Source organism: Streptomyces sp. MAI_2237, assembly GCF_054189285.1.
In genome coordinates, this window is sequence record NZ_JAJPGQ010000003.1 from 669,319 (window position 1) to 682,001 (window position 12,683).

The 12,683-nt window shown below is 73.0% G+C and carries 11 protein-coding genes, 1 tRNA gene and 1 other RNA gene; 2 read left to right on the plus strand and 11 right to left on the minus strand.

The window, feature by feature from the left end; translation table 11 throughout:
* Positions 1–268 precede the first annotated feature (268 nt).
* The 3 genes from purD to ffs all read right to left on the minus strand — a co-directional run bounded on the left by purD (position 269) and on the right by ffs (position 4,572).
* A complete protein-coding gene (gene purD / locus LN251_RS13310; RefSeq protein ID WP_458244624.1) occupies positions 269–1,519 on the minus strand; it encodes a phosphoribosylamine--glycine ligase in 1,251 nt (416 codons plus the stop codon).
* Positions 1,520–2,046: 527 nt separating this feature from the next.
* Positions 2,047–4,428: a DNA polymerase III subunit gamma and tau gene (locus LN251_RS13315; RefSeq protein WP_458244625.1), complete on the minus strand. Its 2,382-nt coding sequence runs from the start codon at positions 4,426–4,428 to the stop codon at positions 2,047–2,049.
* 45 nt (positions 4,429–4,473) lie between these two features.
* An RNA gene (gene ffs, locus LN251_RS13320) (signal recognition particle sRNA small type) lies at positions 4,474–4,572 on the minus strand.
* A 72-nt stretch (positions 4,573–4,644) separates the two neighbouring features.
* Here ffs and LN251_RS13325 point away from each other — a divergent pair.
* Positions 4,645–4,732 (plus strand) — tRNA-Ser (locus LN251_RS13325).
* A 61-nt stretch (positions 4,733–4,793) separates the two neighbouring features.
* On the opposite strand, the gene LN251_RS13330 is transcribed toward LN251_RS13325, so the two are convergent.
* From LN251_RS13330 to LN251_RS13360, 7 genes are all read right to left on the minus strand, one after another.
* Positions 4,794–4,991 carry a hypothetical protein gene (locus LN251_RS13330; protein ID WP_458244626.1) on the minus strand — a complete coding sequence of 66 codons (198 nt, stop codon included), beginning with the start codon at positions 4,989–4,991 and terminating at the stop codon, positions 4,794–4,796.
* Positions 4,992–5,099: 108 nt separating this feature from the next.
* Positions 5,100–5,372, minus strand: coding sequence for a hypothetical protein (locus LN251_RS13335; RefSeq protein ID WP_383677307.1), 273 nt, complete (start codon positions 5,370–5,372; stop codon positions 5,100–5,102).
* Between the two features lie 49 nt (positions 5,373–5,421).
* Positions 5,422–6,921: an Asp-tRNA(Asn)/Glu-tRNA(Gln) amidotransferase subunit GatA gene (gene gatA, locus LN251_RS13340; RefSeq protein WP_458244627.1), complete on the minus strand. Its 1,500-nt coding sequence runs from the start codon at positions 6,919–6,921 to the stop codon at positions 5,422–5,424.
* Entirely contained in the window at positions 6,918–8,894 is a 1,977-nt protein-coding gene (locus LN251_RS13345; protein WP_458244628.1) for an aminotransferase class I/II-fold pyridoxal phosphate-dependent enzyme, read from the minus strand. The genes gatA and LN251_RS13345 overlap by 4 nt, the downstream gene beginning before the upstream one ends.
* 22 nt (positions 8,895–8,916) lie before the next feature.
* On the minus strand, positions 8,917–10,011 hold the full coding sequence (locus LN251_RS13350; protein ID WP_458244629.1) for a hypothetical protein: 1,095 nt from the start codon (positions 10,009–10,011) through the stop codon (positions 8,917–8,919).
* Positions 10,012–10,062: 51 nt separating this feature from the next.
* Positions 10,063–10,221: a hypothetical protein gene (locus tag LN251_RS13355; protein WP_458244630.1), complete on the minus strand. Its 159-nt coding sequence runs from the start codon at positions 10,219–10,221 to the stop codon at positions 10,063–10,065.
* A 228-nt stretch (positions 10,222–10,449) separates the two neighbouring features.
* Positions 10,450–10,761 (minus strand): hypothetical protein, encoded by a 312-nt coding sequence (locus LN251_RS13360; protein WP_458244631.1) that lies wholly within the window; start codon positions 10,759–10,761, stop codon positions 10,450–10,452.
* Positions 10,762–11,008: 247 nt separating this feature from the next.
* Here LN251_RS13360 and LN251_RS13365 point away from each other — a divergent pair, with 247 nt between their 5' ends.
* Positions 11,009–11,959: a LuxR C-terminal-related transcriptional regulator gene (locus tag LN251_RS13365; RefSeq protein ID WP_458244632.1), complete on the plus strand. Its 951-nt coding sequence runs from the start codon at positions 11,009–11,011 to the stop codon at positions 11,957–11,959.
* A 98-nt stretch (positions 11,960–12,057) separates the two neighbouring features.
* Here LN251_RS13365 and LN251_RS13370 read toward each other — a convergent pair whose 3' ends face one another.
* Entirely contained in the window at positions 12,058–12,654 is a 597-nt protein-coding gene (locus tag LN251_RS13370; RefSeq protein WP_458244633.1) for an LOG family protein, read from the minus strand.
* Positions 12,655–12,683: the final 29 nt, after the last annotated feature.

A 12,683-nucleotide genomic window follows, 5' to 3' on the forward strand; every position in this document is an offset into this window, starting at 1 on the left:
GTGGCACCCGCCACTGACATCGCAATGCCGGTGGGCCAAGTGCCGGAACGCTTGCGCCGCACCCTAGTTGGGCCCTCGGCCCCCGTCAGCCGGATGGGGGAGCGGTCACTCGATGGAATGGCTTTGGTCAGAGGTGGATGACGGAAAGCGACGATCAGGCCCCTGTTCTTGACTCAGATTCCAAGAACGGCGGCGGGGGGGTATGACACAGGCCCCGCATCCGAAGACGGACGCGGGGCCTGCGGGGTTCATCCGGGCGCTGCGGCCGTCAGGCGCCCGCCGCCTTGGCCGCGATGTCGGTGCGGTGCTGGGAGCCGTCCAGGTGGATGCGGGCGACGGCCCCGTAGGCGCGCTCGCGGGCCTCGGCGAGGTCCTTGCCGGTCGCCGTGACGGACAGCACGCGGCCGCCGGCGCTGACGACCGCGTCGCCGTCGCGCCGAGTACCGGCGTGCAGGACGTAGGCGTGCGGGGCGTCCTCGGCCGCCACCTCGTCGAGACCCGTGATCGGGTCGCCGGTGCGCGGGGTGCCGGGGTAGTTGTGCGAGGCGACGACCACGGTGACCGCGGCGTCGTCGCTCCAGCGCAGCGGCTCCAGGTCGGCGAGGGTGCCGTTCGCCGCGGCCAGCAGGACGCCGGCCAGCGGGGTCTTCAGGCGGGCCAGGACCACCTGGGTCTCCGGGTCGCCGAAGCGGGCGTTGAACTCGATGACCCGGACACCGCGGGAGGTGATCGCGAGGCCCGCGTAGAGAAGGCCGGAGAAGGGGGTGCCGCGGCGGCGCATCTCGTCGACGGTCGGCTGCAGGACCGTCTGCAGCACCTCGTCGACCAGCTTCGGGTCGGCCCACGGGAGCGGGGAGTACGCGCCCATGCCGCCGGTGTTCGGGCCCTCGTCGCCGTCGAGGGCGCGCTTGAAGTCCTGGGCGGGCTGGAGCGGGACGACCGTCTGGCCGTCGGTGATGGCGAAGAGGGAGACCTCGGGGCCGTCCAGGTACTCCTCGATGACGACGCGCTCGCAGGAGTTGGCGTGGGCGCGGGCGGTGTCGAGGTCGGAGGTGACGACGACGCCCTTTCCGGCGGCGAGGCCGTCGTCCTTGACGACGTAAGGGGCGCCGAAGGCGTCGAGGGCGGCGTCGACCTCGTCCGGGGTGGTGCAGACGTAGGAGCGGGCCGTGGGGACGCCGGCCCCCGCCATCACGTCCTTCGCGAAGGCCTTGGAACCCTCGATCTGCGCGGCCTCCCGGGAGGGGCCGAAGACCGGGATGCCCGCCTCGCGCACGGCGTCGGCGACCCCGGCGACGAGCGGGGCCTCCGGGCCCACGACGACGAGGTCGGCGCCGAGCCGTTCGGCCAGCGCGGACACCGCTTCGCCGTCGAGGGCGTCGACCTCGTGCAACTCGGCCACCCCGGCGATACCGGCGTTGCCGGGGGCGCAGTGCAGGGCGGTGACGCCGGGGTCGTGGGAGAGGGCGTGGCACAGGGCGTGTTCGCGGGCGCCGCTACCGATGACGAGGACCTTCACGGGGGTCAGCCTAACGGGGTTTTTGTGCGGGGTTCCGAGGGGTGGGGGGTTGGGGAGTTGTGGGTTCCTCCAAGTCGGGGCTGGTGGGGCGGGGGTGGGCGTGGCGTCGCGGGTTCCGTCGCGGGGGCGGTGGCGGCGTGGTGGTGCCGTGCCGCTGCCCCGGGGCCGGCCCCCCTGAACCTTCGGCCCTGGACGGGCCTCGTCCTCAAACGCCGGACGGGCTGGATTGGTGGGCCGGCGCCGAGATCCGCGCGGGCTGGTTCCGACGGGGTGGATCGGTCCGCCGGGGCCGAACTCCGGACAGTCCGGCGTGCGGGACGGATCGGATCCGTCCCCCGGAGTCGCGCTTCGGACAGCCCGGGTTACGGGACGGGTCGGATGAGTCCCGCAGGGCCGCGCCTCGGACAGCCCGGGTCCGGTGGACGGGTGGAGAGGTCCACCGGGGGCTGTGGTCCGGGTAGCCCGGTGCGGACGGTCGGCACACCGACGCCGGGGCCCGGACTGGCCTGTCGCGCCCGCTGCCGCGGCTACTCGTTCGTGAACTCCTCGACCACCGTCGCCCCCAGCTCGCGCACGATCAGCTCGCGGCCGGACAGGGCCGACTCGTTGAGGTCGGGGTCGTCGTCCTCGGGGATGTCGTCCTCGATGGAGACCGGCGGCGGTTCCGGGGCGGAGGGCCGGGCCGCCGGGGACGGGGCCGAGCCCGCGTTCGAGCCGAGGCTCGGGCTCGGTGAGAAGGACGCGCCGGCGGACGAAGGGGCGGCGTGCGCCGACTGGGCGGGAGCCGGGCGCTGGGCGGTGGCGGTACCGCCGTAGCCGCCCGTGCCACCGCCGCCGTAGCCGCCTCCGCCCGCGAAGCCGCCACCGCCGCCTCCGCCGGTGAAGCCGGAGGGCGCCGAGGGGCCGCCCGAGGGGGGCGGGCCGGAGCCGCCGCTCGGGTCGACGACCGCCTCGATCTTCCACTGGACGCTGAACTGCTCGCCCAGCGCGGCCTTGAGGACGTCCTCGCTGCCGCTGCTGACGAAGTTGTCGCGGGCTCCGGCGTTGACGAAGCCCAGTTGCAGAGTGGTGCCGTCGAAGCCGGCCACGTGGGCGTTCTGGCTGAGCAGGATCCAGGTGAAGCGGCGGCGGTTCTTGACCGCTTCGAGGATGTTCGGCCAGAGCATGCGGGGGTCGAGTCCACCGCTGGGCGGGGCGTAGGCCGGTGCCCCTGCCGCCGGGTCGGGGGTGTGAGCCGCGGCCGGAGCGGGAGCCGGAGCGCTGGGCGCGGCGGCCGGGGGCTGTCCCCCACCGCCCGCCGGAGCCGCCGTGGGCCAGCCGCCGGGACGGCGGCCGCCGCCGGCGGGGGCAGCGGTGGGCCAGGCGCCGGGGGCCGAGGCCGTCGCGGCGGCGGGGGCCGGGGCAGCCGGAGCCGGAGTGGGCGGCGGCGAGGACTGGGGCTGAGACTGGGGAGCCGTCTGCGGTGTCGGCTGGGGCGGGGCCGGGGGCGCCGTGGGGGACGGCACGCCGGGGACCGCCTGCGCGGGAGCGCCGGGGGTTCCGGTTGCGGCGGGTGCGCCCGAACCCCGTACCGCCGCACGGGCCGCGGCCGGGCCACCACCGGGCGCCACGGGGGCGCCTGCGGGCATTGCAGGACTTGCAGGGCCTCCCGGGCCACCGGGGCCTGCCGGGCCGCTGGGGGCCACTCCGCCGTGCGCCTCGGGACCCGGCACGTATCCCGCCGTGGGCATCGCGCCGCCGGCCGAGAAGTTCACGCCCCGCTCCAGGCGGTCGAGGCGGGCCATCACCGCCCGCTCGTCCCCGTACGCGGCCGGCAGCAGCACGCGCGCGCAGATCAGCTCCAGTTGGAGGCGGGGCGAGTTGGCGCCGCGCATCTCGGTCAGGCCCTCGTTGACCAGGTCGGCGGCGCGGCTGAGCTCGGCGGCGCCGAACGTGCTCGCCTGGGCCTGCATCCGCTCGATGACGTCGGCCGGGGCGTCGATGAGGCCCTTCTCGGCGGCGTCCGGTACGGCGGCGAGGATGACGAGGTCGCGCAGCCGCTCCAGCAGGTCGGCGACGAAGCGGCGCGGGTCGTTGCCGCCCTCGATGACCCGGTCCACGACCTCGAAGGCGGCGGCGCCGTCGCCGGTGGCGAAGGCCTCGACGACGGAGTCGAGGAGTGAGCCGTCCGTGTAGCCGAGGAGGGAGGTGGCCATGGCGTATGTCACACCCTCCTCCCGTGCTCCGGCGAGGAGCTGGTCCATGACCGACATGGAGTCACGCACCGAGCCCTGCCCCGCGCGCACGACGAGCGGCAGCACGCCGTCCTCGACCGGGATGTCCTCCTTCTGGCAGACCTCGCCCAGGTACTCCCTGAGGGTGCCCGGCGGCACGAGCCGGAACGGGTAGTGATGGGTGCGCGACCGGATGGTCCCGATGACCTTCTCGGGCTCGGTCGTGGCGAAGATGAACTTGAGGTGCTCCGGGGGCTCCTCGACGACCTTCAGCAGCGCGTTGAAACCGGCCGACGTGACCATGTGGGCCTCGTCGATGATGTAGATCTTGTAACGGCTGGCGGCGGGGCCGAAGAACGCCTTCTCTCGCAGCTCACGGGCGTCGTCCACACCACCGTGGGAGGCCGCGTCGATCTCGATGACGTCGATGGAGCCGGGGCCGTTGCGCGCCAGGTCGCGGCAGGACTGGCACTCGCCGCACGGGGTGGGCGTGGGGCCCTGCTCGCAGTTCAGGCAGCGCGCCAGGATGCGCGCGCTCGTCGTCTTGCCGCAGCCGCGCGGACCACTGAACAGGTACGCGTGATTGACCCGGTTGTTCCGCAGCGCCTGCTGCAACGGGTCGGTGACATGCTCCTGCCCGATGACCTCGGCGAACGACTCCGGGCGATAGCGGCGGTACAGCGCGAGAGACGACACGCCTACGAGGTTATAGGCGCCCACTGACAAGCCGACCCGCTCGGGAACGCAAGCGCCCCCCACGCACCCGCCAGAGCCGACCTACCCTTGCTGCCTTCCGGCCCTGGGGGAGTTCAGTCAGATAGCGCCGCGTGAGGGGCTGCGCACAGGCTACCTGATCCGAGGGGGTGGGAACGAGTTCGCGAGCACTCCTCTCGGTCATGTAATGTTTCCGGCGGAGGATTCGCCTAGAGGCCTAGGGCGCACGCTTGGAAAGCGTGTTGGGGGCAACCCCTCACGAGTTCGAATCTCGTATCCTCCGCCAGTGCCTCACCGGGCACGATGTCGAAGGGCCCCACCGTTCGCGGTGGGGCCCTTCGGCGTGCTCAGGTTCCGGACAGCTTCTCGACCGCGTCGAGGGGGACGTCGATGAGGGTGTCGTCTCCGAAGATCTGCACGATCAGTCGCACCCGATGCCGCTCCTGATCAATGGCGCGGACCGGACCCGTCGACCGGGCGAAGGGACCGTCGATCACCAGGACGGTGTCCCCCGGCCGCAGATCCGGGGCACTCTGCGTGGTCACTCCCTGGTGGCGTCGGCCGGCCTGGAGTCCGGAGCCTACGGCGGTGTCTCGGCCGGTCGGCTTGGCGGCGAGCGTGCCCTCGGGCGTTGCGGCCGTGGTGTGGGGTGGTCAGTGGTGGAGGTACGGGACGGAGTGGAGTTCCACTCCTACTCGGCAGGGGACGGTGAACGGGGTCGGGCGGGTCGTGGGGGTGCCGAAGAGGGCCGCCGCGTGTTCGGCGTCGAGGGAGAACTCGATGCGGTCGCACTCCCCGGGGCGGTCGGCGGGGCCGACGACCAGGTGAAAGGCCAGCGCGCCGTCGGCATCCTGGTTGGCGGTGACCAGCGCGTCGACGACACCGGAGATCTCCTGCCGGGCGATGGTCTCGGACTGTGTCTTCATGACGTTCCTCCTGGTGCTGTCGGTGAAGTGGGTTCGTGCGGGGCCGTGCCTACAGCGCGGGGGCTTCCTCCAGCAGGAGGTGACCCCACTGCTCGGCGAACGCCGTCTCCAGGGCGGCGCCGACCCGGTACAGGAGGTCGTCGGCCATGGCCGGAGCGATGATCTGGAGTCCGACGGGGAGCCCGTCCTCCGGCGCCAGGCCGCAGGGCAGTGACATGGCGGCGTTGCCCGCGAGGTTGGTCGGGATGGTGCACAGGTCGGCGAGGTACATCGCCATCGGGTCGTCGACGCGCTCCCCGAGCGGGAAGGCCGTGGTCGGCATGGTCGGCGAGACCAGGACGTCGACGTCCGCGAAGGCGCGGGTGAAGTCGCGGATGATCAGCGTGCGGGTGCGCTGGGCGCTGCGGTAGTAGGCGTCGTAGTAGCCGGAGCTGAGCGCGTAGGTGCCGAGGATGATGCGGCGCTTGACCTCGGGACCGAATCCGGCGGCGCGGGTGAGCGCGGTGACCTCCTCGGCGGAGCGCGTGCCGTCGTCGCCGACCCGCCTCCCGTACCGCAGGGCGTCGAAGCGCGCGAGGTTGCTGGAGCACTCGGAGGGCGCGATCAGGTAGTAGGCGGCCAGGGCGTACGTGAAGGACGGGCAGGACACCTCCACGACCTCGGCGCCGAGGTGCCGCAGCAGCTCCACGGCCTCCGTGAAGCGCCGCATCACCCCGTCCTGGTAGCCCTCGCCGCCGAACTCGCGCACCACGCCGACGCGCATCCCCCGTACGTCGCCGTGGCGGGCGGCCGCCACGACGGGCGGGACGGGCGCGTCGACGGACGTGGAGTCCATCGGGTCGTGTCCGGCGACGGCCTCGTGCAGCAGGGCCGTGTCCAGCACCGTCCGTCCGCAGGGGCCGCCCTGGTCCAGGGAGGAGGAGTAGGAGACGAGGCCGTAGCGGGACACCGATCCGTAGGTGGGTTTGACGCCGACGGTCCCGGTCAGGGCGGCGGGCTGGCGGATCGAGCCGCCGGTGTCGGTGCCGATGGCCAGCGGGGCCTCGTACGCGGCCAGGGCCGCGGCCGATCCGCCGCCGGAGCCGCCGGGGACGCGCGTCATGTCCCACGGGTTGCGGGTCGGCCCGAAGGCGCTGTTCTCGGTGGAGGAGCCCATGGCGAACTCGTCCATGTTGGTCTTGCCGAGGATGACGACCCCGGCGGCCTTGAGCCGCCGGGTCAGTGTCGCGTCGTACGGCGGGAGCCAGCCCTCCAGCATGCGGGAGCCGCAGGTGGTGGGCACGCCGCGGGTGGTGAAGGCGTCCTTCAGGGCGAGCGGGACACCCGCCAGCGGACCGAGGCTCTCGCCCCGCGCCAGCCGGGCGTCCACCGAGCGGGCCTGGGCGAGGGCGCCTTCGCGGTCGACGTGGAGGAAGGCGTGCACCTTCTCGTCGACGGCGTCGATGCGGGCCAGGTGGGCCTCGGTGACCTCGACGGCCGTGACCTCCCCCGTGGCGATCCGCTCGGCGACCTGTGCCGCCGTGAGTCTGATGAGGGCGCTGTCCGTCATGCCGGGCCTTTCGGGTGTCGTGCGATACGGCGTACCGCCTCCGCCAGGACCTCGGGAGGCTGGGCGAAGGGGAGGCGGAGGAAGTGCTCGAGGCGCGGGCGGTCCGTGCCGGAGTCGGGGCGGGCCGCCAGGCGCACACCGGCTCTTTCCGCGAGGGCGGTGATCTCGCGGGCCGGCCGGTCTCCGGTGCGGGCCCACAGGGCGAGGCCGCCGTCCGGCACGCGGAAGCTCCAGCCGGGGAGTTCGTCGCGCAGGGCGGTGACGAGTGCGTCGCGCCGGGTGCGGGCGCGTTCGCGCTGGGTGTCGACGACGTCCGCGAACGCCTGCGGGCGGGCGAGGAGTTGAAGGACCACCAGTTGTTCGAGGACCGGGGGTGCGAGGTCCACGCCCGTCCGTCGGGCGGCGAGCGTGCGCACGAGCTGGGGCGTGGCGCGGATCCAGCCGACCCGCAGCCCGGACCACAGGGTCTTGGCCATGGAACCGACGCTGACCACCGTGCCTCCCGGGTCCAGGGCGGCCGGCGGGGTCGGTGCCGGGGCGCCTGGGGTGAGGGACAGCTCGGCCAGGGTCTCGTCGACGAGGAGCGTCACGCCGGTGGAGGCGGCCAGGTCGACCAGGGCACGGCGTTGGTCCTCGGACATCAGCAGGCCGGTCGGCTGCTGGTGGTCGGGGGTCAGACAGGCCAGGCGGGGAGCGGCGGAGCGCAGCGCCCGGGTCCAGGCCGGCAGGTCCCATGCGTCGTCCCGCATGGCCACCGGGAGGGGGCGGGCGCCGGCCGCCTCCACGGCCCGCACCAGGTTGGGGTGGCCGGGCGACTCCACGGCCACCCGGTCGTGCGGTTCGGTCAACTCCCGCAGCAGCAGGGCGAAGGCGCCGGTCGCTCCGCTCGTGACGAGGATCTGCTCGGGGTCCGTGAGCACCCCGCGCCGCGTGTACCGCTCGGCCACGGCCGCCCTCAACTCCCGCAGTCCCGCGGGGAAACAGCCGTGGCCGTGCGCGTACCGCGCGAGCTCCCGCCCAGCCGCGTCCACCGCCCCGGACAACCATGGCTCGGGCGCGGGCAGCGAGGCGGTGACCAGGTCGATGACCCGCATGTCCGACGCGCCCACGCCGTGCGAGCCGGTTCGGCGCGAGGCCGGTGCCGGGGACGAGGGCCGGCTTGCCCCCGGTCCGGCAGCGGAGCCGGCACGCTCCATCGGCCCGGCCGCCGTGCCCGCGGGGACCGCGAGCCGCCCTGCCCCCGGTTCGGCGCCCCTGGACGCCCACTCCGCCGATCCGGCGCCCAAGGCGGCCTGGGATACGGGCAGTCCCGTCCCTGGTAGGGCCACCGAGTCCGCGCCCTCCACCGGCCCGGCCCCCGAGGACACCTGCGACGCGGGCAGTCCCCTTCCCAGTCTCGCCACCGGGTCCGTGCCCACCACCGGCCCGGCCCCCGGAGACGCCTGGGAAGCGGGCAGTCCCCTCCCCGGTCCCGTCACCGAGTCCACGGCCTCCGTCAGCCCGGCCCCCGAAGCCGCCCACCCCGCACCCGGAGACATCTGAGACGCGGGCAGTCCCCTCCCCGGTCCCGCCACCGCGCCCACGCCCTCCGTCAGCCCGGCCCCCGCCGACGCCCGAAGCATGAGGTCGTCCCTCTTCCGTCCCGCCTCCCCCGCTCCTGGTATCCGCTGGGCCGGGAGCGGACGGGCCGGAGGCGGGAGGACCGCGTACGTGCCCGAGCCGTGGTGGCTTTCGACGTGGCCTGTGGCGCGGAGGAGGCCGTAGGCGGCCGTGACCGTGGTGCGGCTGACGGCGAGGGTGGCGGCCAGCCGGCGTTCGGCCGGCAGGCGGGTGCCGGGCGGGATGCGGCCGTCGCGGACGAGGCCGCGCAGGGCCACCGCCAGGCGCCGGTACGCGCTGCCGTCGCCGTCGCCGCGCCAGTCCCCGAGCAGCGGTCCCAGCGCGGGGACGTCCGTGCGACGCACCCTGTCCATGGCCATCCCCCTGTCGATGTGCTCAGGCCCCCAGTGAGGCGATCCGTTCGCCCTCGCCGGTCAGGTCGTGGGCGAGCCGGTTCCAGATCCCGGCATAGCCGTGGGCGAGTTGGGCCAGGGACTCGCGGCAGTGGGGCGGGACCGTGGCGGCGATGCGGCCGCCGTCGCGGGCGATCACGGCGCAGGCGTCGAGGATCCTCAGGACGCTGCGGCCGGCGTCGCTGAACCGCAGGGAGGGGTCGCGTCGCAGCGCGTCGAAGAGGCGCAGGACCTCGTCGTCCGCGAGGGGCTGCCCGGTGCTCGCCGGCGGCACGCGGCGCTGTCCCGGCGGAACCGGCTCACGGGCCCGAGCGGCCGTACGGTCGCGGCCGCGGTCGGGTACGGGGCTCTCGCCGCGCCGGATGCGGGCCCGCACGTCGGCGACGGTCGCCGGGGCCAGGCCGGCCCGCGCGGCGATCTGGCGCAGGGAGGCACCCGGGTCGCTCCTGATGAGCTCGCCCGCCAGTTCACGGCGCTGCGAGGCGTCGACGGGGCGGGAGCGGCCGTCCCGGCCGATCCTGAACGCCCCGGCCTCCAGGCCGGTTCCGTCGCGCAGTCGGGCGACGGCCTTCGCGGAGAGCCCGGCGAGTGCCGCCACGGCCCGGTCCGCCCAGCTGGGGTGGGCGGCGAGGATGCGCCGTGCGGCGGCGATGCGGTCGTCGGTGGACAGCGGCCGTCCGTGGGTGACGTTGGTGGCCACGGCGAGCAGCCGGGCGGTGGCGAGGTCGCCTTCGAAGAAGCGTGCGGTGATGTGGTCGGCACCCCGCAGGCAGGCGGCCCTCAGACGGTGGGCGCCGTCGACGACGGTCAGGGTGGCGCGGTGCACGAGGATGGGCGGGAACTCCGCCTCCGTCTCGGCCAGCGTCCGTACGTAGTCCTCGTCCTCGCCGTCACTGCGGGGCGAGAAGTCGTCGAAGTCGACGACGAGTCGTTCGATCGGCACGAGCTCGACGGGCCGGTCCTCGAATCCGCGGTCGCGCAGTCTGATCAGATGGTCCGCGCCGTCCGGTGCCGCTTCGGCGTCCGGCAGATCCCGGGTGCCCCGGCCGTCCGGGTCGTCGCGAGTGTCTCGTTCCACAGCAGTCCCCCTTGGAAGTCGTCCCACGTGCGCACGGCGATGCGGAACGGCTCACTGCCAGCCGAGGTCGTCCTCTCCGGTCAGGGGCAGCGCGGAACCGGCGGACGAGGCGTGGACCGCCGTGCCGGCGGCGGGAGTCAGGGCCTCGGCGGTGACCGCACCGGCGCCGGCGGTCATGATGACCGCTCCGGCCACGAGGACACTGCGCATGAGCCGACTGGAAGCGGTTGCGGAGAGCTTGCGCGACATGGCTTCTGCCTTTCTGCTGGCCTGTGCTGGCAGGAAGAAGTCTTGTCGCAGCCATGACGGCGGGAACAGTGGTTCCGTGCGGGGCAAACCGGCCCTGGCCTACTGTGTCCACCCCGGTTCACAGAGGCGAACAAAAGGTCCCACGCTTAACTCCGCACAATGCCAAGGGACCGCAAAGCGTGGACGAGATTATTCCGCATGCCACGACAGGTATTCGGGCGCAATCAGCGGTACTTCGGCACTTCGCAACTCCCAGCCCCGAAGCAGGGGTTGGGCGGCACAGGTCCGCCGCCACAGCAACTCGGCGGCCGTCTCGGCCTCCTCCAGGGAGGACGCCCGCAGGAAGATGCCCACGGTCGGGGCCGACGCCGGGTCCCGATGTACGCTGACATGCTCGAATCCGTCGACCTCCGCACCGCAGCGGGCGACGGCCGCGGCGGTCCAGTCGGGCAGGACACCACCGCGCGGATGCGACCGCAGATATACATGGACGAGATACATGTGCCACCTCAGGAAAGTCAGGAACACCCCCGGGGAATGCGCCTTACCGATTCATTGACCCGGGCGGCAAAACGTCCGATTAAGGACACCCGCTTGCCTGTAACAACCAGGTCACGTACTGTCATCTGACCCTTGACCGCTGAGCGCCGCCGGTTGTCGTCCGACGCTGAATTTCGACTTGGGGCTGCCGAAATAGATGCTTCACGTTCTGGGTCTTGACGCCGTTACGGAATCCGTCTACAAAGCGATGCTCGCGAATCCCCGCAAGGGTGTCGCCGACGTGTGTTCGCTTCTGTCCCTTTCCGAGCAGGAGGTGCGGGGGGCGCTCGACCGGCTCAGCGAGATGGCGCTGGTGCGCGCCTCGACGGAGGACCCGGACCAGTTGTACGCGGTCAGTCCGCACGTCGGCATGGAACTGCTACTGGCCCAGCAGCAGGCCCAGCTCGCCGCCCAGCAGCAGCGGTTCGACGCCAGTCGGGCGGCCGCGGCGAAACTGATCCTGGAATTCGACGGTCAGCGCCAGACCGGTCCGTCCGCCACCGGTATCGAGCATCTGCAGGGTCTCGACGCCATACGCGATCACCTCACCGCGCTGCACGACAAAGTGACCCAGGAACTCCTGACGTTCGCACCGGGCGGCCCCCAGACGCCGGCGAACATGCAGGCGTCCCGCCCCCTCAACCAGCAATTGCTGGAACGCGGCGTCCGCATGCGCACGATCTACCTGGAGTCCATCCGTTCCTCCCCGGACACCATGGAATACGCGCACTGGCTCGTGGAGCAGGGCTGCCAGGTCCGCACGGCGCCCACGCTCCCCAATCGGATGATCATTTACGACCGGGAAGCCGCGATCCTGGCCACCGACACCGACAACACCGCAGCCGGTGCCGTACAGGTGTCGTCGCAGGGGATGATCGCCTCGCTGCACGCCCTGTTCGAGAGCGTCTGGCAGTCCGCCGATCCGTTGGACGCGATGAGGCAGCCGGATCCCGGCGGTCTCACGCGTCAGCAGTCCGAGGCCCTGAGACTACTGGCTCAGGGCTCCACAGACGAGGCGATCGCCAAACGCCTCGGGGTGTCCGCCCGCACCGCACGCCGTATCGCGCACGGTCTGATGACCCATCTGGACGCCCGCAGCCGGTTCCAGGCCGGCGTGTACGCGGTCCAGAAGGGCTATCTGCCGGCGCTCCCGGAATAGCCCCGCAGATACGATTCGCCCTTCGCTCGGGCGACCCGTTCCGCTCGGGCGACCCGTTCCGCGCGGCCGGGCCGTTCCTCCGCACGAGCCGGCGGCGGTCAGGCCGGCACCAGCGCCGGCGTCGCGACCGCCGGCTCGGGGAAGCCGAGCCGGCACAGGGCCTCCTCGGGGGTGCCGGCGACCTGGACCAGCCGCCGCTCGTGGTCGTGCAGGAAGCCCTCCCCGACCAGGTGGTCGAGCATGGCCAGCATCGGGGTGAAGAAGCCGTTGTGGTTGACCACGACGATGGGCTTCTCCATCAGCGACAGCTGGTTCCAGGTCATCACCTCCATGAGCTCGTCCAGGGTGCCGATACCGCCGGGCAGCACCGCGAAGGCCGACGAGAGCCGGTACATGAGGGCCTTGCGCTCGTGCATGGAGCGGACCACGAAGACCTCTCCGGGCGCCTTGTCGGCCCGCTCCCGCTCGTGCAGCGTGCGCGGGATCACGCCCGTGACGCTGCCGCCGCCGTCCAGCACCCCGGAGGCCACCGCGCCCATGACCCCGACGCCGCCGGCGCCGTAGACCAGGTCGAGCCCGCGCCGGGCGATCATCCGGCCGAACTCCCGGGCGAAGTCGGTGTACAGGGACTGCACACCCGGCCGGGCGCCGCAGAACACCGCGACGCGTTCGGTCTTGCTGAGCCTGAGTTGCATGGCTTCTTCTTCCTCTGAGGACTGATGCC